The organism is Dolichospermum compactum NIES-806 (assembly GCF_002368115.1).
Taxonomy (GTDB): domain Bacteria; phylum Cyanobacteriota; class Cyanobacteriia; order Cyanobacteriales; family Nostocaceae; genus Dolichospermum; species Dolichospermum compactum.
Genome location: NZ_AP018316.1, coordinates 1,742,585 through 1,763,000 on the forward strand (window position 1 = coordinate 1,742,585; position 20,416 = coordinate 1,763,000).

The window sequence follows — 20,416 nt, forward strand, 5'->3', positions numbered from 1 at the left end:
TTTAGTGTGACACTTGCGTAAGTCCTAATGATAATACACAGAGAGGTATTATCATTTTTGATAAATCTACGTATGAAACAACCATTCAATCTTTAGCAACTGATTTTAGAACTATTGGCTACAGTTGGGGTGTAATCAGAAATTTTTCTGAAGTACCATTATTTTTAGACTCAAAAGCTTCGAGATTAATTCAACTTGCTGATATAATTGCTTACGCCATTTTTAGGAATTTTGAAAAGGGAGATAGTAGATTTTTTTCTATCATTCAGCAAAGGTTTGATTCTGAAGGTGGTATAGTTCATGGATTACATATCCTGCAATAAATTTCAAGAAATTGATATGCAAATCCCTGTAATTGAGTAATTAAAGTAGATGCACAATTACAATACAGAAAAGATTGAAATAAAAACCAGTAGCGGTAACGTATTTGCTGATTTAGATTTACCCAACCCAGAGGAAATGCTAGTAAAAGCAGAACTTGCACGTAAAATCAGTAATGCTATTATTGCACGTCATATTACACAAGCAGAAGCGGCTGAATTATTAGGAATTGATCAACCAAAAGTTTCTGCTTTAATGAGAGGAAGACTTGCAGGGTTTTCTCTAGAAAGAATGTTTAGATTTCTCAATACTTTAGGAATTGATGTAGAAATTACAGTCAAACCTAAATTGAGAGATAATGCACGGATAACAGTAGTTTAATTTGCACTGATTCAAAGTCAAAATTCAAGGAAATTATGACTACATCTATTTCTGATCCAATTATTCAACAATTAAACATAATACCTCAAGACTTGCAATATCAAGTCCTGGAATTTGCCCGCAATTTAACAAAATCAAAAATCAAAGGTGTTCCCGGTGAAGAATTACTAAAGTTTGCCGGTTCAATACCCAAAGAAGACTTACAGCTAATGAGTGAAACAATAAAACAAGATTGTGAAAAGGTTGACTTTGATGAATGGTAGATACTTACTCGATCTCAAACTCTCATTCCTCTGTGTTCTCTGTGTTCTCTGTGGTTCGTTTTTAGTAACTTGTGCGTAAGTCCTAAAGATAAAAAGAAATAATCATGACAGAACATATTGAAATAAAAGCCAGTTTTAGCAAGGTATTTATAGTATTGCTAAAACCAGCCTTTTGATTGAATATTGGTACAGTATCTAGAATGATACCTCTTGTCTTTAAGTCAGTTCAATTTGCGAATCATCACCAATTAAAAAGCGTAATGCTTTAGGACGACGGGGGGCAATACTTAATTGGGCGCGTTGTCCAATGAGGCTATCAATAATTCGTTGTTGAATTCCAGTGATTTTAGCACCTTCTAATACTACGCTGTGTTCTAAATCTGTTTCTATGAGGGTTGAATTATCGGCAATACTACTATAAGGCCCGATAAAACAGTTTTCTAAATAACAGTTATTACCAATGATCACAGGTCCGCGAATTGTACAGTTAATAATTTTAGATTCAACACCAATTTCTACTCTTCCAGTAATCTGGGTTGTAGAGTCAATATCACTCAGAATTGATTTTGTTAAATAGGTATCAAGAATGAGACGGTTAGCTTCTAATAAATCATCTTTTTTACCTGTATCTAACCACCAACCTTCAAGATTACAAGCTAAAACTTCTTTTTCTTGATCTATTAAACATTGAATCGCGTCAGTAATTTCTAATTCTCCTCTAGCTGAAGGTTTAATCAGAGAAATTGCATCATGGATAACTGGTAAAAAGAAATAAACTCCTACCAATGCTAAATTTGAAGGGGGAATTTTAGGCTTTTCAATTAACTGTAAAACTCTGCCATTTTGATCTACCTTTGCCACACCAAAAGCACTAGGATTTCTAACTTCCCGTAACAGAATTAAAGCATCTGGTTGTTGTTGAGTAAATTTATCTAAAAATGAACTCAAATCACCTTGTTGAATCAGGTTATCACCTAAATACATAGCAAAGGGTGAATCTTTTAAAAAAGGACGGGCAACCTGGACAGCTTGGGCTAATCCTGCCGGTTTTTCTTGTAAAATATAGGTGATATTAACGCCGAACTTTTCGCCATTTCCGGTTTTACTCTTGACTTCTTCCCCGGTTTCTGGGCTGATAATAATACCAATATCAGTAATCCCTGCTGTAGCCATTTCTTCAATGCCGTACCATAAAATTGGTTTGTTGGCAACGGGTACAAGTTGTTTTGCTCCTGTATAAGTTAATGGGCGTAAACGAGTACCTTTTCCACCGGATAAAATTAGGGCTTTCATAGAGATTTTTCTTGTAATTCTTTTAACATTAATCTGAGTTCTTGTCGCCAATGAGGAGAATAAGTTCCCAAGACTTTCGATATTTTCTCACAAGCGAGAACGGAATAGGCAGGACGTTTTGCGGGAGTGGGATATTCAGGAGTGGTAATGGGGATAATATTTTCAATTTTTAGGGGGAAACCGAGTTTTTCTGCTTCTTCAAAGATAGCTATGGCGAAGTCATACCAACTGGCTACACCACTATTTGTATAGTGATAAATTCCCGCAGTTTCTGATGCTAATTGGGGGATAATTTGGGTAATTGCTAAGGCTATATTTCGCGCCCATGTAGGACTACCAATTTGATCGGCAACTACTCTCACTTCTGGTCTTTCTTTACCAAGACGTAACATGGTTTTGACGAAGTTACTTTTGCCATAAGTTCCATAAACCCAGGCTGTACGGAGAATTAGATGTTGAGAGCAAATATTTTGGATTGCTATTTCTCCGGCTAATTTTGTTTGTCCATATACACTCAATGGATTGGTATTATCGGTTTCTTGATAGGGATGATTACTGTTGCCATTAAATACGTAATCTGTGGAAATATGAATGAGGAAGCTTCCTGATTTTTGACTTTCTTCGGCGAGAATTTGGGGGGCTAATGTGTTGACTATGTGAGCATTTTCTGGCTCACTTTCGGCTTTATCTACTGCGGTGTAAGCAGCGGCATTGATAATTATTTCAGGTTGGTTTTCTCTGATGATTTGGCGTAAGTTTTCCGGTTGAGTTAGGTCTATTTCTGGACGGGCAAGGGCAATAACTTTGTGGTTGGATGCTAGTAGGGTATGTTGTAGTTCTGTACCAACTTGTCCGTTACTACCTATTAATAATATTGATTTATTCATAAACTTCGGCGTTTTTGAAAGTTGGAGCGTTGCTATCTTTAGCTGATAAAATTGGGGGTGTTTTCAGAGGCCAATTTATCGCTAAATCTGGATCATTCCAAAGGATTGAGCGATCGCCTCCTGGTGCATAATAGTCTGTAGCTTTATACAAAACTTCGGCAGTTTCTGACAGCACCAGAAAACCGTGAGCAAACCCTGCTGGTATCCACAATTGGCGTTTGTTTTCGGCACTGAGTTCGTAACCTACCCATTGTCCAAAGGTGGGGGAGTTTTTTCTAATGTCTACTGTGACATCAAAGATTGTCCCCACAATGGCCCGGACTAGTTTACCTTGAGGTTGGATGAGTTGATAATGTAATCCTCGCAGGACATTGTATTCAGATTCTGAATGATTATCTTGAACGAAGTTGACTGTGATTCCTAGTTTTTCTGTGAATGTTTTTTGATTGTAGGATTCCAAAAAAAAGCCCCGCGAGTCTTGGAATACTTTGGGTTCGAGGAGCAGGACATCAGGAATAGAGGTGGAGATAATATTCATTGAGTTGTTAAATCTCGGAAATAACACTCATAATAATATCACCTTTCAGTCAATCCCTGACACGAGAACCCAGAGGAACTATATAGCATTTCCGGCATTGCTGAATTGAGGTATGAAAATCAAATATTCTAGTTCTTAAACTCTTACTCTCTGCGTTCTCTGCGCCTCTGGGTGAGAAAAAATCATACCTTCATTCACCAATGCCGCATTTCCTAGTAGTCTGTTAAGAAATAATTGACGGGTAAATAAATTTTTCCTTCTTCCTTCTTCCTTCTTCCTTCTTTCTTACTCCTAACTCCGAACTCCTAACTCCGAACTCCTAGCTTCCAAAACTGTTCCCCGCAAACACACCCGATCTAAATTTGCGCCATTTAACTTCACTGCATCTAATTCAGCACAGAGTAAATTAGCCCCAGTTAAATTAGCCCCTGCTAAATTTGCTTTTCTTAAATCTGCTTCTTCAAGATTCGCTTCAATTAGTACAGCACCTTGCAAATCTGCACCGCTTAAATCTGCACCTTTGAGATTAGCTCCCGTTAAATTTGCACCTCGTAAATCTGCACATCGCAAGTCAACACTCTGCAAATTTACACCCTGCAAATTAGCGCCACTTAAAAAAGCACCGGCTAAAGATGCATCGTTGAGGATTGCTCCCATCAAGTTACTACCCCGTAAGTTGCTCCCACGTAAGTCCGCACTTGTCAAGTTAGCCTGCATCAAGTTTGCACCCATCAGGTTAGCCCGCAAGTCTGTTTCTTGCAGATTAGCCCCCATTAAATTTGCACCTTCAAAATGACCACCCTCTAATTTAGAACCAGTGAAGTCAGCCCCCACCAGTTTAGCCCCTGTTAAATTTATCTTCCTTAAATCTAGGTGAGATAGATCCTCATCTTCTAAATTTGCACCGGGGAGTTGTTTGTTTTGCCCTAATCTAATGGTTTCTATATTCATTTGCTGTACATTGAAATCTGCTCACTACTTTTGTTGTCGGTATCCCAACGCGAGTCGAGTAACCATAAACCGCTGCTGACCTTGGGTGTCATTATCGGTAAATCAAGCCCCTGTTGTAAACCCATCACTAATAAAGTTAATGTATCTACAAGTTTAGGATCAAACCTGGTGGATTGTTGTTTTCGGCACTGGTCTAAGGACTGAGCAAATATCTCTGCTCCTCCTTCGCTTAAATATTTATACTGATTGATTTGTAGCTGAAATTCTGCTACCAATGACAAAATTCGTGATTCTAAGGGAATATCATCACCGGCTAAACCTGCGGGTTCACCAGCACCATTCCACCATTCGCTTTGGTGAGTAATAATCTGGGCAATAGCTCGTAGTCTTGGCATGATTCGTAATGCTTGCGCTCCTGGTACGAGGGGACAAGCTAGGGGACAACTAGCGGCTTCTTCTTGATAAGCTGTTGTTATATGAGTCGGACTAATCAGGCTTTTGGCTTTTTGCATTGGATCTAGACGATGCAATAAAGCAGCTAGGCGTAATCTTTTAATTTGCCATGCTGGTAAATCCAATAATTGCCCCATTGTTTCAGCGAGAGATGCTACTTCTGACGCGGCTACAGGATTACGGCTATCTGCTAGATCAATCAATTGTGCCATCCGCAAAAATGCCTGAATTTCGTTAGATACCAAGTTACGATCTAGAAATTTTTGGTGGGATGCGGTGAGAATAGGTAAGTTACCTTGTCCGGTTTTGAGGTAATCAACAACACGAGAGACAACGGTAGCTACTTCTTCGCCCGGACAGATAGCTGGGTGAATTGCTTGTTTATATTGACTCAGTTTGAGTGCTAGTTCAGGATGATAGTCTTTAATGTGAGCGATCGCTAACTCGGCGGTTTCCTCCACCAATTCCGGTTCAAATGTCCATAAACCATAGAATTTACGCTCTAAATCGCAAGTTGGCAACCCATCTTTCCCATAGTCAGCTTCAGATAACTCTTGACAAATTACCATAGCCGTGTAATCAGGAGCTAAAATAATCAAGTGCCACTCCTGCGCCACAGGATCATCAGCAGCTAATCCCACCAAATCAATATTAGGTAATTGACCAGTCGGATGTTCAGCAAAACCAGCATCAGCCGTTGCCATAATTACAATTTCCCGGCTGTGTTGCGCGATATCTGCGTATCTTTGAGCCTCTTCCAGATACCATTTACCCTGCTGGAAAGCCGTAATCACCAAAGGGTCATTATCTTTAGTTAAAATATGATCTTCCAAAGCATGGCAGAGAGACACTAAGGTATTTTTATAGTACACGCCAAAATGAATAGGTCTAGCACTATGGCGGTGAGATGCTTCTAACTGTTGGAGAATTGAACCTTGTAACATGGAATTAATTGGGGATTTCAGATAATACGGCGGTTATAAACCGCGCCTACACAGGTAAAACCCACCTTCGTGGGTTCAATATCTTAAGTATTAATTAGTCCGCGCAGGCAGACTTTGTTTGTGTAGCCGTGATTTCTAATCGCCCAGGAGTTTTAAGATACGCTTACTAATTGTTTCTCTGGTTTTTCTATCGGTGCAGAAAGTGCATCTTCCAAATCAGCACAACCCAATTTGGCTTCTAAAATATTCATCACTTCCCGTCCGAAGTCATTGGGATTTTGTCGCCAAGCTTGTAAGCACACCTCACCAAAGAAAGAACCTAATGGTTCAGGATTCCAGAGGAGTTTTTTAGCTGTCCAAGGCATTAAACTCATAGGATCATAACCAGGTTTGAGAATACCCTCTTTAAAGGCATATTCTTCTAAATGGGTATGGGGTTGGAGTCCAATGAAGAAAATGGCAGGTTCAACTTTATCAGCCCCAAAAATCCGTTCTAGTTCGCGGTGATAAGCAATAGTTTGACGAATAGTTTCGTGGCGTTCATCAATCACATTAAAGGAGTAGTTAACAGAAACTACATCATTGAAACCGGCAGATTTTAAATCACGACAATTTTGTAAGACAGTCCGCAAGTTATAACCCATTCGCATTTTGCGAACCAGTTCTTGAGAACCGCTTGTAATCCCGATTTCAAAATAATTCATGCCTGTTTTTACCATCAACTCACACAATTGGGGTGTTAAGTTGTCGGCTCTAATGTATGCTGCCCAATGGATATCCGACATTCCCGAATCAACGATTTTTTGGAGAAGTTCTACAGCATCATCAATGAATTTCCGGGCGGGAATAAATTGAGCATCTGTAAACCAAAAGTTGCGAATACCCCGGTTATATAATTCTCGGATTTCCGCTACAACTTCGTCACTAGGGTTAATGCGGACTTGCTTACCTTCAACTACTGTATAAACACAGTAACAGCAATTATGGGGACAACCGCGTTTGGTTTGGACACCAATATAAAAGTCCTGTTCTTGCAGGTAATAATTAAATTCCGGCCAAATAGTTTCGATGTAGTCGTAATTACAAACTGTTTTTTCTAGGGGTGTGGGTTGTTCATGAATTAGCCGTTGACGCGGTTGATTTTCTCCTACAACATAACAGCGTTCATCCTGAAAATCTTCACCCTTAAGCAGTTTTGTGAGTAGGGTTTCTCCTTCACCGACGGAAATAATTGTTCCGGGCGGTAAGCTTTTACCCAACTGTTCATAAAATACGCTAACTGCACCACCGCCTAAAACTACACGGGCTTGAGATTGATATTTTTGGGCGCGTTTTAAACCCCGTTTAACTAATCCCAAATTGCGCCATAATTCTACATAATAAGCAATAAAAATTCTCAGCCCGCCCAAAGCACCACGCAATTTTATAAACGGGTTTTTTGCGTAGTAAAATTCAAAGGCGTTTTGGAGAGGATTGCCGCCCCGTCCACCAACTGGGGCGTAAATTTGAATATCTCGCCAGGAGAAGACTAGGAGTGTGGGTTTAAACTCATCAATACATCGGTCTAGGGCGGAAGCATAATCTAGGGGGGGAATTGTGCCTAAGTCAAAAATCCGCTGTTCTGCATGAGGAAATAATTTGTGGACATGATCGGAAAGATAGACAACCCCAATAGGAAAGATAGGGTTACAGGGAAGGCGAACGTAGAGGATTTTAGTTGCGTTCATACGTGGTTTAACTGTAATGCTTGCCGTAGTTGAGGAAAAGACTAGAGGAATTGTGAATTTGCTTCTGACTGGACTAGCATTATTTTTGACATTTCAGTTGTTTTGTGCTATGCAAAAACTTTTGCCGTTAGTGATCAAAGTGAATGTGAAAACTGCACTGCATAAAATTTGCTTGTTATATATGGGATTTATGAACGAAATTTTCATATACATTTACCATAACATCGAGTTTATGAATTTAGCGATGATTTTTCGTGGTAATTCCGAAGATAGATGCAAGGGATAATTCAACCTACCAGGGAGGGTAAACTTTGGCAGTCAAAGGGGGAAATTCTTGGCTGTAAAGGATTTACAGAGATTCTAGCGGAGATAACAATGGATATTCTCCTTTATCGTCTATTTTGTTAAGTAAATACAGATTTATTTACAAAATTTTTATAATAGACTAGACTGAAAACCCTTGAGGTTAAGTTTTGGAGATTGGTGGAAAAACTTAGCCGTCCTTTAGGCAAGGGATGAAAGTCAGACAGAGGCTGTCTTCCTCCAGTGACAGATTATGTAAAATACCCTAACATAATAATATGGTTGTTAGGTCCTCACCATGATAATTTACGAGATCAAAGTCAAAGGAAAAGACAAGCAATAGACGAAGCCAGATTCTTCCTCAATTCATTCCCATGCAGAGCATAGGAACGAAATGATTTTATTTTTTGGGTGGAGTGAAACCAAACTTTGTAAATATCCAGTGATACCATTCTTGATGAGTGGTAACAAAATTTAAAGCTGATTCCAAATCTATGTCTAAATCTTTGTTATGAATACTGATAATTAGATCATAAATCAAATCAAAGAGAATCCTATCTTCTTGTTCTTAGGACTTACGCAAGTGTCACACCAAAAATCTGTTGTAGGGTACGTCAGACTGCATAAATTCTGCAAATAAACAGATTGTTGATATCTGACGCACCCTACCAATGTGCCAGTTGCGTAAGTCCTGGTTCTAACACAATTTTTCTATAAAAATGATAAGTAAATGTGGCATCATAACTAGCGGTATGTGCCATATTCGGCAAAAAATATTGATTATAAGCTCGCAGATTCAAGTATTTACTCAGATACTCTAAAGAATAACTTTCTAAATTTGGAAAACAGTCTTTAGCTAAAATCCAAGTACAATCAAATTCTAAATTATGCAAAGGTAAACCAACTTGCCGAAAACTATGCTTGAGGATATCAATATCATGTTCTGCATAGTGACAGATAATTTTTTTCTCTTCAACAATAGTCAGAAATTCTGTTAGTAAAGTTTTGAGACTTTTGAGATTTAAAACATTTTGAAAACCATGAGAGTTACCATCACAAAAACCTTCATAAATTAGCACACCTTGACTATTAACAATAGCTAATTCAGTTAAATTTGGGTTACTTTCAGTATCTAAAATAACAAAGTTTATATTTACTTATCAGTAGATAATCGTAATACCCGTGCTAATTATAGCATAAATTATAAAGAACCGATTTCACCAAATATCAGTTCCCAAACCCCAAAAATAATCTGGGGAATGGGTAAAAGTTGATAATGTCAATTGTCAGTTATCAATTATCAACTCAGCTATTACCTACGTTTACCAGAACGACGTGGTGTAGGAGAATTAGAACCAGGCTTTTTATCACCTGCGGCTGTGCGTGAAGAAGGTTGTCTAGGTGATTTTGAAGAAGCAGATTTAGGAGCAGAACGACGAGTCCGCTGATTTCCACCACCACCAGAAGGAGCTTTACGTCCATTGGGAATTGGTTCAGCCTTAATTTCCGGGTTCACAGCAAAACCATCTACCACTTCTTTCGGTAAACGCTGCTCAATCAGGGTTTCAATATCCGCTAACAAATGATGTTCATCAACACATACAAGAGATATCGCTTGTCCTTCCGCACCAGCGCGTCCAGTCCGACCAATGCGATGTACATAATCCTCTGGGACATTGGGTAAATCGTAATTAATAACATGAGGTAGCTCGCTAATATCAAGACCCCGCGCAGCAATATCCGTTGCTACCAATACCTGCAAAGTCCCGTCTTTAAACTTAGCTAAAGCGTGAGTTCGCGCTCCCTGACTCTTATTACCATGAATAGCGAGCGCCTGAATCCGGTCCTCACCCAACTGCTTCACCAACCGGTCAGCGCCATGCTTCGTGCGGCTAAATACTAATACTTGATACCATTTGTTTTCTCGAATCAGATGGGAAAGTAATTGCCGCTTCCGTTCTCTGTCCACATGATAAACTTTTTGTGATATCGTTGCCGCAGTTACGTTCCGGCGTGCGACTTCAATCATAGTCGGGTTATTTAGTAACCCAGCCGCAAGAGTTTTAACTTTATCAGAGAAAGTCGCAAAAAATAGCAAATTCTGCCGCTGTTTAGGTAGAAGTGAAAGAATACGCCGGATATCATTAATAAAACCCATGTCCAGCATTCGGTCTGCTTCATCCAGTACCAACACTTCCACACGGGACAAATTCACAGTCCCTTGTTGGACATGATCTAACAATCGTCCTGGAGTTGAAACCAAAATATCTACACGGGTTCTCAATTTCTGTTTTTGGGGACCAATACTCACTCCCCCAAACATCACCATTGAATTCAGATTCAAATATTTACCATAATCACGGACACTTTCTTGCACCTGTGCAGCAAGTTCACGGGTAGGAGTCAGAATTAAGGCGCGAATTGGCGGAAATCCATGAGAATTACTAGAAATGCCCTTATTTGCAGACAAGCGATGTAACAAAGGCAGAGTGAAACTGGCAGTTTTACCAGTACCCGTTTGCGCTCCAGCCATAATATCACCACCAGACAATACCACAGGGATAGCCTGTTTCTGGATTGGTGTAGGTTTATCATATCCCAGATCAGTGACAGCACGAACAATTTCTGGGGACAAGCCGAGATTAGAAAAAGACATAGAACTCCAAGAATAACATCGGCCTGTCGCCAATCACGGCTTCAGTCTTAGGCGGACGAATGGTTTAAAATACACAAATGGGCAGTAAGCACCAAGACTAGGAGCAAATCCCACAGCCTTCCATGATAGCAGAATTATGGTGAAATCTGAACCTCTAGGAATTATCCCTTATGCTACTTGTACCAATAGTAATATAAATAGGGTAAATATTCTTTGTAATTTATCCATTTTAGGAATGATTTAGATGATTACAAAATATAGAATCTATTGGTTAATGTGAAGATTCAAATTTTCCTTAAAGATTATGTTATGTCCGACTATTTTCTCCTTTTTCTCTGGCTCAGGATTCCTCGATTTAGGATTTGAAACCAGCGGCTATAAAATTGCTTATGTCAACGAAATATTTCCTCCATTCATGTCGGCATATCGCTATTCAAGGGAAAAACTCAACCTCCCCCAACCTGAATATGGATATCATCAAGCAGAAGCCTCAGACGTAAGTAAATTAATAGCAGGAACACCAGCACAACGATTAAATGAATTAGTCAAAGATTCCCGTAAATCAAATAATATAATAGGCTTTATTGGTGGTCCACCCTGTCCTGATTTTTCTATTGGTGGCAAAAACAAAGGACATTTAGGCGATAATGGTAAACTCTCATCTGCTTATGTTGAATTGATTTGTCAAAATTTACCCGATTTCTTTTTATTTGAAAATGTCAAAGGTTTATGGAGAACCACAAAACACCGTTTATTTTTTGAAGAACTAAAAATAAAATTACAGAAATCCGGTTATATCTTAACAGAACGGTTAATTAATTCTATTGAATATGGTGTCCCTCAAGATAGAGATAGAATTATTTTAATAGGCTTTCAAGATAAATTTCTCAAAGATATAAAAACTAAAGATGAATTTACTTTTCCTTGGGAAAAACATATTTTATATCCTCAAGAAAAAGTATTTACCTATCCTTGGCATAAAAGCCAACCATTTCAAGAAGATTCCATAATTCCTTGTCCTGAAAATATTCCTGAAAAACTCACTGTTGAATATTGGTTTAGAAAAAATCAAGTTCTCAACCATGCCAATGCTCAACATCATTTTCAACCAAGAGCAGGTAAAATAAAATTTGCTACTATTGCTGAAGGAGATGATTCCAAAAAATCATTTAAACGTTTGCACAGGTGGCGTTATTCTCCCACAGCTTGCTATGGTAATAATGAAGTCCATTTACATCCTTACAAAATTAGACGTATTTCTATAGCCGAAGCTTTAGCAATTCAATCCTTACCTGCTAATTTTTCCCTTCCAGAAAATATGTCACTTACGAATATGTTTAAAACCGTTGGTAACGGTGTTCCCTACTTAGCAGCAAAAGCCTTAGCACAAACTATTCTTGACTTTTTAAACGCTGAGTTGCAAGATTAAGGGCGCAGGCCTTGCGCCCCTACTTTCCGACTTTTCTTGATATGTAGTTTAATATATAAGAAATACTTTAATTTTCATCAAGTTTAATAAACCCTACCAGAAAAACTATGGCAGCAGACTATCCAAACATTGATATTGCACCATTTATTGACCACTCTCTGCTATTACCAATTGCTACCCCAGAGCAAATTAGTCAATGGTGCGATGAGGCATATAGATATAACTTTGCAGCGGTTTGTGTAAATCCCTGTTATGTTAAGCAAGTAGCAGAACTTTTGTATAAAAAAAATCCTCAAGTTTGTACAGTCATTGGTTTTCCCAATGGTGCAAATACTTCAGCCGTCAAGTTATATGAAGCTAAAGAAGCAGTAGACAATGGTGCTACTGAGTTGGATGTAGTTATTAATTTAGGGTGGTTAAAAGCGGGAAAAACAGAGGAAGTTCACCGAGAAATTGCCACAATTTGTGAAGAAGCTGGACAACCTGTAAAGGTAATTTTAGAAACTAGCCTGCTTACGGATACAGAGAAACAAATCGCTGCGGAACTGGCTATGGATGCTGGTGCTGCATTCTTAAAAACCAGTACAGGTTGGAATGGTGGCGCAACTGTAGCTGATGTGAAGCTTTTAAAAGAGATAGCAAAAGATCGTGTAGGCATCAAAGCATCAGGAGGTATTCGCACTCATAATGATGCTTTAGAATTAATTATGGCTGGTGCAACTAGATTAGGCACATCTCGCGGTGTGGATTTACTTCGTCAACGCCATAATCCAGAAAAAGAAACAACTAATTGATACCTACGAAATGATCAGGTAATTTCACAAATTGACTAGACAATAATTAGTTTCTATTGTAACATTTGTCTTGAATACCTATTTTAACCGTCTTACATCATTTTCCAAATCAAAAATCTGAGAGTGGTAATGTGGCATTGAACATACCCTTTGCTGAAAAAAGGTAGAAGTTATCACAGATAATACATCAATAAGGTGCAAGGTTTTGGCTAGGAGAGGTTGACAAAAGCAAGCATTTTTGTATAAAAAAACTTCCCTCTATAATCACTAAAAAACTTATTCAGCAAACCCTAATGATAGACAAAAAAGTGATATTTTTCTCCTACTTCTCCTAGTTTCGGAAGTCTTCATTTTTGGGTTATAGCAACGATCAAGGTGGTTAGGACATGAATTGTTCGTGTCAACGTACCGTAGGTATTCATGAAACTCCGTCCACAACAGGTTTTTACTCGTGACTCCTGCTATAAAAGGCTACTAAGAAAATGCTGAAAGTAAAATCAGTGCTGCGATCGCTAGAACAATCCCACCAATTTCATAAGCATTGAGAGATTCCTGAAAAAAAATAACACCTACAGATGCTAGTAATAAAACTGTAGAAACGGAATAAACTACGCCTAATGTTGCTAGTTTCATGTGTTTCATTACATATACCCACCCAAAAGCGGTAGAAGCTAAAATAATTACGCCAATAAAAAACCAACTTTTTTTTAATGAGATTTCATTGTTACTAGCAACTTTCAGAAAGTAATCACCAATAACACCAAGTGAGCTTAAAGCAATCACGGCTAAAACAGCTATGCCTGTTTGGTTGATAAGATTGGGACAATTGAAAATTAAGCGCTGTTGGCAGCGGATGTTTACATAGATAGTATACCAGTTTTTTACTTAAATAAGTAACATTTAAATTAGGGTGGTTGAAAGCAGGGAAATGAGCAAAACCTACAAAGCAATTGGTATTAATCTCAAGGCGCAAGCATTGGGCGAATCTGATAAAATAGTTACAATTTTAACTCAAGAATTTGGGTTAATTCGGGCAGTTGCGACGGGAGTGCGGAAACAAAACTCCAGCTTGGGTGGGAGAATGGGGATGTTTGTCATTAATGAATTACTCATTTCCCAAGGACGAAATCTCGATAGAATTACTCAAGCTGAAACTATAAAGACTTATCCGGGTTTATCTAAAGATTTGGGTAAATTAGCTGCTAGTCAATATTTAGCGGAAATAGTTTTGTGTCAAGCGTTAAGCGAACAACCGCAAACAGAACTTTATGAGTTATTTAATGAGCATATTCAGCGGCTAGAGGATATACCCAGAACAGAAATAAACTGTGTAGTTGCCTATCTAGCTCAAGGTGTATTTCAAATTTTATCCTTAGCAGGACTAACACCACAAGTAGAGTCTTGTTGTTTAACTCAACGGCTTTTAACCCCAGACTGGACAAATCCCCATTGGCAAGTTGGATTTAGCATCCCTTCTGGTGGCATAATTTGTTTAGACGCTTGGAAAACCTTGCGAACAGAAATAGAGCAAGAGAAACGGGAAAATAGGGAAATGGAGGAAAAAAGTCAGACAAATGTTTCCCATTCCCAGTTCTGTAACTCTAACCCTGGCTACGAAACGGTTTTTCACCAGCAGGAGTTACCAATTATTTCTCGTCGGTTAAATGGGAAACAACTGGTTATGCTTCAACACCTGTCGGAAACAGAGATAATACAAATAGATGTAGCCGACTATTCTGGATGGTTAGCTGTTGAGCAAATTTTACGCCAGTATGTTCAGTATCATTTAGGACAACCTATTCGCTCTGCCACTTTGATTGACTCCTATTTTGCCGCCAACCATGATGCAATCGTCTGATTTAAATAAAAAAAGCCGAACTCACTCACCTAGCGACGCTAAAAAAAAGCATAAAGCATTAGATCATAATGTCACTGCTGTTCCTAAACTTAGTCATATTCATAGTCCAGAAATGTCACTCAAAGATGTTTCTGAAGATGGAAATTGTCCAGTAGAAATTCCATTAACTGATATTTCTCCAGCCTCGGAAATCAAATCTGATCCAGCATTAAAAGGTACGGAATCGAATGGTAAACTAACGACGGATTTAACGCCGGAAACATTGCCATTGATGGGTGCCGATTCTGGGGGTACGGATTCTGCAAATAATCAACAGGCGGGATTTTTACCTGTATTAAAAAACCCTAATTTTCTCGCTCTTTGGGCGGGGCAAGTTTTCTGTCAGTTAGCTGATAAGGTTTATTTAGTATTGATGATTGCTTTGATTAATAGCCAGTTTCAAGCTAGTGATCAAAGTATTAGCGGTTGGGTTTCGGCTTTAATGATGGCGTTTACAATTCCTGCTGTATTATTTGGTTCTGTAGCGGGAGTATTTGTAGATCGTTGGTCAAAAAAAGTTGTTTTGGTAGCATCAAATATTTGGCGTGGTATTCTGGTTTTACTTATTCCTACCCTGTTATGGTTAACCCATGATTGGCAGCCTGTGGGCGTTTTACCTGTGGGGTTTTTGATTATTTTAGGTGTGACTTTTTTGGTTTCTACCTTAACACAATTTTTTGCCCCGGCAGAACAATCGGCTATTCCTTTAATAGTCAAAGAACAGGATTTGCTTTCGGCTAATTCTCTTTATACAACGACAATGATGGCTTCGGTGATTGTGGGTTTTGCGGTAGGAGAACCAGTTTTAGCCTTAGCAGATGGACTCTGGACACAATTAGGTGGTGGTGGGGGATTGGGTAAGGAAATTTTGGTGGGTGGCAGTTATGCGATCGCTGGGTTAATATTATTTTTACTCCAAACTAACGAAAAACCCCATCCCCCAGAAACAGAATTTCCTCATGTTTTCTCAGACTTGCGCGACGGGTTACGTTACCTCCAAGAAAATCATCGTATCCGCAACGCTTTATTACAACTAATTATCCTATTTTCTGTCTTTGCTGCCCTGACTGTGCTGGCAGTTCGCATGGCAGAAATTATCCCGAATATGAAAGCCTCTCAATTCGGCTTTTTATTAGCATCTGCCGGTGTTGGTGTGGCAATTGGGGCGACAATTCTAGGACAATTTGGACAACGCTTTTCTTATAAACAACTGAGTTTTTGGGGTTGTCTAGGTATGGCAGGATCTTTAATTGGTTTATCACTGTTCACCACGCAACTTTTACCCGTGCTGCTATTTATAGCTTCCTTGGGAATATTTGGGGCTTTGGTGGGTATCCCTATGCAAACTGCAATCCAAACCGAAACACCTCCAGCTATGCGAGGTAAGGTATTTGGACTGCAAAATAACGTGATTAATATTGCCCTTTCTCTCCCCTTGGCTTTAGCTGGTGTGGCGGAAACTTTTATCGGCTTAAAAGCAGTATTTTTTACCTTAGCTGCCATCGTCTTAGTCGGCGGTCTCTTTACTTGGTATAATTCTGGGAAATCCTCAGAGGTTGTTTGAAAAGCGATTGGAAAGATGCCCCCGTCCCGCGAACGCGACTACACAGACAAAACCCACCTATTCCTTCGGAACGCTACGGGAACGTGGGTTCAAAAGCCTTGACTTTTCATTAGTCCACGCAGGTAGGTGGACTTTGTTTGTATCCCACATTCCGCACCCCCCGGTGTCACAATCGGTTTTTTCTGATTTTTATCCCCATTTAATGTTGTATTTTGTACCAAAACCAAGAAATATTGGTAGGCGATAGCGAAGCGCTGCTGCAAGCAGTTCACTAAAACCAAATCTCCAAACGACCAATTTTCGTTGTGTGACAGTTTAGGGTGCGGAAGGTAGGTTGTATAGTAGCGAGTTATATTCGCCGGAATAACTGCATCAAACTATTGGGTTTCGTGCTAAACTTAATCCAGCAAGATGCAAAATACTTGCTGGGAATCAACTAAATAATCAGCATATTAATTTGTAATCAAGTTAAAAATTTTATAAATTAATAGCATTATCAATAAAGCTATTAATTGTTTAATTGCCCAGATTATTTAGGTTTTAAAGTTAGAGATATCTGAGTTTTTGTGAATACCAAAAATTCGGCTATAACAACTCCATAATAAAAACAGTATATTTTACCCTCGCTTTTTTTATAGATAACCGAAGAATGCGTATAGCTTGGATTGGAAAAAAAACACCCTTTTGCGGTAACGTCACCTACAGTCGAGAAATTACCAACGGATTACTAGACAGGGGACATGAGGTTAGTTTTCTGCACTTTGCCCAAGAAGAAGCGACAACTGACAATTGGCCTAATTTTCAAGAAGTTCCTTTACCATTTATCTACAAGTCTCAGGTTTACACAATTCCCTCTTTCAAAGCAACTAAGGTTTTGAAGGATTCGCTACGGGAAATTAAACCGGATATAGTCCACGCTTCTCTGACTCTATCAACTTTAGATTTTGTTTTACCAGAAATTTGCGAAGAGTTAAATTTGCCCCTCATTGCTACTTTCCACACTCCATTTGCCGGGAAGGGAGCAAAATTAATATCCAGTACCCAGCTTTTAGCTTATCAACTTTATGCTCCTTTTTTAGATCATTATGATCGGGTAATTATCTTTTCCCAAATTCAACGGGAATTACTCTCAAGTATGGGGGTGGGGGAAAGCAAAATTGCTGTGATTCCTAATGGTGTAGATCCTGTTAAGTATTCTCCCGGTGTTTCCCAAGTTAAAGCCGAATTCGGGGCTGAACGGTTGTTTGTTTATCAAGGGAGAATCGCCCAAGAGAAAAACGTTGAATCTCTCTTGCGGGCTTGGAAGCAATCGGATATGGGCGTTAATACCAAATTATTGATTGTGGGTGATGGTCCATTAAAGCCTTCTCTGGAGTCGTTTTATGGGCGAGAACATGGCATCATCTGGTTAGGATTTATCGCCGATGAAAATCGCCGCATCGAAATTTTACGAGGGGCAGATGTGTTTATTTTACCTTCTTTAGTTGAGGGTTTATCCTTGTCTTTATTAGAGGCTATGTCCTGTGGTGTAGCTTGTTTAGCTACTGATGTGGGTGCAGACGGGGAAGTTTTAGAAAAAGGGGCTGGTGTAGCGATTAATACAAGCAGTGTGCGATCGCAGTTAAAAACCCTTTTACCACTATGCCAAGATCATCCAGAGTTAACCAGCTTGTTGGGAGAAAAAGCCAGAAAGCGAGTATTAGAGCGCTATACCCTGAATGATAATATCACCCAATTAGAAGAGCTTTATAGTCAAGTTCTCGCCCAGCGTCCATTAACACTAAGTTGGGGCATTTAAACCTCGTAGGGGCGGGATCTCCCCGCCCTTTATCTCCCCTTTATCTCCCCGCCCTTTGTATCTCTTTGGTCTTATAATGTCTAATTTTGGATGAGCATGGATAATATGACCATAGATAATAATACTTTGGATTTAGTGGCTGGAGGATTAGCGATCGCTATTTTGATAGGGGGAATGTTGATGATGTTCACCACCATCTTCAGCACCAAAAAATAATTTTCTCCCAGGTAAATGAGGTATAAAACTAATGCTGGAACTCTGATTCCCACATTATCCCCCCTAATCCCCCTTACCAAAAGGGGAAACCGGAAAATTCTCTTCCTTAGCAAGAGGATGTTTAGCTATGCCCAATAAAAATGTTACAATATGTTAAAAATTATATTAGCACAATGTGGCAGTATAGTATTGTATTGCTTATTGACTTTCCAGTAAATCTACTAGCTTAGATTATGCCTCACATTTCGGTGGTAATCCCAGTCTATAAAGCAGAAGACTGTTTGTACGTTTTGTATAAGCGTCTTGCGGATTCATTAGAGACGATTACACAAGACTTTGAATTAATCTTAGTTGAGGATTGTGGGGGCGATCGCTCTTGGGATATAATTATTGAATTAGCTAACAGTGACTCACGGGTAAAAGGAATTCAATTTAGTCGGAATTTCGGTCAACATTATGGTATAACCGCAGGCTTAGACCATTGTGATGGTGACTGGGTTGTAGTTATGGATTGTGACTTGCAAGACAGACCAGAAGAAATTCCCAGACTTTATGCCAAGGCTCAAGAAGGTTATGATGTTGTCTTAGCTAGGAGGGGAAAACGAAAAGATTCTCCCTTAAAACGAGTGACATCATGGCTATTTTACCAGATTTTCAATTATTTTACTGAACTTCAATATGATGGTGAAGTTGGCAATTTTCGGATGATTTCCCGACAAGTTGCTCAAGATTTTTGTCTAATGCGTGAACGACTCAGATTTTTTGGAGGTTTAGTAGATTGGATGGGATTTCCTACTGCTAGTATTGATGTTTTTCATGAAGAACGCTTTGCTGGGAAAAGTACCTATACTTTTGCTAAATTATGGAAACTAGCCAGTGAAACAATTATAGCTTATTCTGATAAACCCCTGAGATTATCAATTAAACTAGGTTTTATTATTTCTGCTTTTGCCTTCACTTATGGAATCTATATACTTGTTCAATTTTTTATTTATGGTTCAACTGTCACAGGCTGGAGTAGTCTTATTGTTTCGTTATATTTTTTGGGAGGAATTATTATCTCTATTTTAGGGATTATAGGCGTTTATTTGGGGAAAACTTTTGATGAAATCAAGAAGAGACCTCTATATTTAGTCAGAAACTCAACATTCAATCTAGGTAATACTAAAAACCTCTCCAATACACTAGAAAAATCGGTTAATTTATATGTTTGAGGATGTTATTGCTACGCCGTGGGATTCCAGAGTGTTTGGAATTAATACATTTGAGATTGTATACACTTCTGATGTCAACCTAAAAAAAATCTTAGAAGAAATTTTTCAAGAAACCCGCTTGGGTCATTATACAGTTAAGATAAATCCGCTAAATAATAAGAAGATATTGGATGAGTTTGGGTTTTATTATTGTGATACTTTAATCGAACCTTACTGTAGTTCTGAAAATTTGGCTAAATATCAAAAAGAAGGAATACACATTTCCGATTTAGTAGATATAGAAGACTTGAGTAATAGTGTTTATGGCGCATTCAGTCACGGTCGTTTTCATAGAGATTTTAAATTGAAAAAACATCTAGCTGATATTCGATATGATTCATGGTTAAGAGAACTTCATCAGTCGAAGCAAGTTTTTGGACTGATGATTTTTGATAACCTAGCAGGTTTTTGGGGGTATTCCAATCATAAAATACTTCTTCATGCCTTAAGTGAAAAATATCGAGGAAAAGGACTTGCAAAATACTTTTGGAGTATCGCTTGTCAAAAATTATTTGAAAAAGGTTATTCTGAGTTAACAAGTTCGATATCTGCATCCAATATTGCCGTTTTAAATCTTTACTCATCTTTGGGATTTAGGTTTAGAAATCCAGTAGATGTTTATCATTTACTTTTAGAGTAATTAACAGTTGTCAGTAATCCTGGAAAAGAAAACTAAGCCCCTTTCCAGAGAACTACTAAAGCTAGAATTTCAACTTATGCAAGAAAATAGTATTTGATAATAAAACCA

19 protein-coding genes and 1 pseudogene are annotated in these 20,416 nt (G+C 38.6%); 10 read left to right on the plus strand and 10 right to left on the minus strand.

Annotated features, from left to right (window positions below):
• Positions 1-38 precede the first annotated feature (38 nt).
• The 3 genes and pseudogenes from CA730_RS08405 to CA730_RS08415 all read left to right on the plus strand — a co-directional run.
• A pseudogene (locus CA730_RS08405) lies at positions 39-323 on the plus strand (DUF3800 domain-containing protein); the annotation flags it as partial.
• Positions 324-372: 49 nt separating this feature from the next.
• Positions 373-702 carry a helix-turn-helix domain-containing protein gene (locus CA730_RS08410; RefSeq protein ID WP_096666203.1) on the plus strand — a complete coding sequence of 110 codons (330 nt, stop codon included), beginning with the start codon at positions 373-375 and terminating at the stop codon, positions 700-702.
• Between the two features lie 35 nt (positions 703-737).
• A complete protein-coding gene (locus tag CA730_RS08415) occupies positions 738-965 on the plus strand; it encodes a hypothetical protein (protein ID WP_096666206.1) in 228 nt (75 codons plus the stop codon).
• A 216-nt stretch (positions 966-1,181) separates the two neighbouring features.
• Here the strand turns inward: CA730_RS08415 and CA730_RS08420 are convergent, their stop codons facing one another.
• From CA730_RS08420 to CA730_RS08460, 8 genes are all read right to left on the minus strand, one after another.
• Positions 1,182-2,258: a glucose-1-phosphate thymidylyltransferase gene (locus CA730_RS08420; RefSeq protein ID WP_096666209.1), complete on the minus strand. Its 1,077-nt coding sequence runs from the start codon at positions 2,256-2,258 to the stop codon at positions 1,182-1,184.
• Positions 2,255-3,145: a dTDP-4-dehydrorhamnose reductase gene (rfbD, locus tag CA730_RS08425; protein ID WP_096666212.1), complete on the minus strand. Its 891-nt coding sequence runs from the start codon at positions 3,143-3,145 to the stop codon at positions 2,255-2,257. The genes CA730_RS08420 and rfbD overlap by 4 nt, the downstream gene beginning before the upstream one ends.
• A complete protein-coding gene (gene rfbC, locus CA730_RS08430) occupies positions 3,138-3,683 on the minus strand; it encodes a dTDP-4-dehydrorhamnose 3,5-epimerase (RefSeq protein ID WP_096666215.1) in 546 nt (181 codons plus the stop codon). Before rfbC ends, rfbD begins: the two co-directional genes overlap by 8 nt.
• Before the next feature lie 291 nt (positions 3,684-3,974).
• The gene (locus CA730_RS08435; RefSeq protein WP_096666218.1) at positions 3,975-4,634 is read right to left on the minus strand and encodes a pentapeptide repeat-containing protein; all 660 of its coding nucleotides are present in this window, start codon (positions 4,632-4,634) and stop codon (positions 3,975-3,977) included.
• Complete coding sequence (locus CA730_RS08440; protein ID WP_096666221.1) at positions 4,631-6,031, minus strand: DICT sensory domain-containing protein; 1,401 nt, start codon at positions 6,029-6,031, stop codon at positions 4,631-4,633. Before CA730_RS08440 ends, CA730_RS08435 begins: the two co-directional genes overlap by 4 nt.
• Positions 6,032-6,183: 152 nt before the next feature.
• Positions 6,184-7,758 (minus strand): photosystem II high light acclimation radical SAM protein, encoded by a 1,575-nt coding sequence (locus CA730_RS08445; protein WP_096666223.1) that lies wholly within the window; start codon positions 7,756-7,758, stop codon positions 6,184-6,186.
• Between the two features lie 968 nt (positions 7,759-8,726).
• Positions 8,727-9,140: an exonuclease domain-containing protein gene (locus CA730_RS08455; protein WP_231940048.1), complete on the minus strand. Its 414-nt coding sequence runs from the start codon at positions 9,138-9,140 to the stop codon at positions 8,727-8,729.
• A gap of 233 nt (positions 9,141-9,373) precedes the next feature.
• On the minus strand, positions 9,374-10,717 hold the full coding sequence (locus tag CA730_RS08460) for a DEAD/DEAH box helicase (RefSeq protein ID WP_096666229.1): 1,344 nt from the start codon (positions 10,715-10,717) through the stop codon (positions 9,374-9,376).
• A gap of 304 nt (positions 10,718-11,021) precedes the next feature.
• Here CA730_RS08460 and CA730_RS08465 point away from each other — a divergent pair, with 304 nt between their 5' ends.
• On the plus strand, positions 11,022-12,146 hold the full coding sequence (locus CA730_RS08465; protein WP_407919778.1) for a DNA cytosine methyltransferase: 1,125 nt from the start codon (positions 11,022-11,024) through the stop codon (positions 12,144-12,146).
• A 107-nt stretch (positions 12,147-12,253) separates the two neighbouring features.
• Positions 12,254-12,940 (plus strand): deoxyribose-phosphate aldolase, encoded by a 687-nt coding sequence (gene deoC, locus CA730_RS08470; RefSeq protein ID WP_096666236.1) that lies wholly within the window; start codon positions 12,254-12,256, stop codon positions 12,938-12,940.
• A gap of 474 nt (positions 12,941-13,414) precedes the next feature.
• Here deoC and CA730_RS08475 read toward each other — a convergent pair whose 3' ends face one another.
• Positions 13,415-13,723, minus strand: a complete 309-nt coding sequence (locus tag CA730_RS08475; protein ID WP_096666239.1) for a transporter — start codon at positions 13,721-13,723, stop codon at positions 13,415-13,417.
• A gap of 145 nt (positions 13,724-13,868) precedes the next feature.
• Between CA730_RS08475 and recO the strand changes: the two genes are divergently transcribed.
• Both recO and CA730_RS08485 read left to right on the plus strand, forming a co-directional pair.
• The gene (recO, locus tag CA730_RS08480; protein ID WP_096666242.1) at positions 13,869-14,798 is read left to right on the plus strand and encodes a DNA repair protein RecO; all 930 of its coding nucleotides are present in this window, start codon (positions 13,869-13,871) and stop codon (positions 14,796-14,798) included.
• Positions 14,785-16,401: an MFS transporter gene (locus tag CA730_RS08485; RefSeq protein ID WP_407919800.1), complete on the plus strand. Its 1,617-nt coding sequence runs from the start codon at positions 14,785-14,787 to the stop codon at positions 16,399-16,401. The genes recO and CA730_RS08485 overlap by 14 nt, the downstream gene beginning before the upstream one ends.
• Before the next feature lie 89 nt (positions 16,402-16,490).
• On the opposite strand, the gene CA730_RS24240 is transcribed toward CA730_RS08485, so the two are convergent.
• A complete protein-coding gene (locus tag CA730_RS24240; protein ID WP_157749938.1) occupies positions 16,491-16,664 on the minus strand; it encodes a hypothetical protein in 174 nt (57 codons plus the stop codon).
• 386 nt (positions 16,665-17,050) lie between these two features.
• On the opposite strand from CA730_RS24240, the gene CA730_RS08490 reads away from it, so the two are divergent.
• From CA730_RS08490 to CA730_RS08500, 3 genes are all read left to right on the plus strand, one after another.
• The gene (locus CA730_RS08490) at positions 17,051-18,199 is read left to right on the plus strand and encodes a glycosyltransferase family 4 protein (RefSeq protein ID WP_096666248.1); all 1,149 of its coding nucleotides are present in this window, start codon (positions 17,051-17,053) and stop codon (positions 18,197-18,199) included.
• 449 nt (positions 18,200-18,648) lie between these two features.
• The gene (locus CA730_RS08495) at positions 18,649-19,629 is read left to right on the plus strand and encodes a glycosyltransferase family 2 protein (RefSeq protein WP_051424274.1); all 981 of its coding nucleotides are present in this window, start codon (positions 18,649-18,651) and stop codon (positions 19,627-19,629) included.
• A complete protein-coding gene (locus tag CA730_RS08500) occupies positions 19,622-20,308 on the plus strand; it encodes a GNAT family N-acetyltransferase (protein WP_096666252.1) in 687 nt (228 codons plus the stop codon). The genes CA730_RS08495 and CA730_RS08500 overlap by 8 nt, the downstream gene beginning before the upstream one ends.
• Positions 20,309-20,416 lie beyond the last annotated feature (108 nt).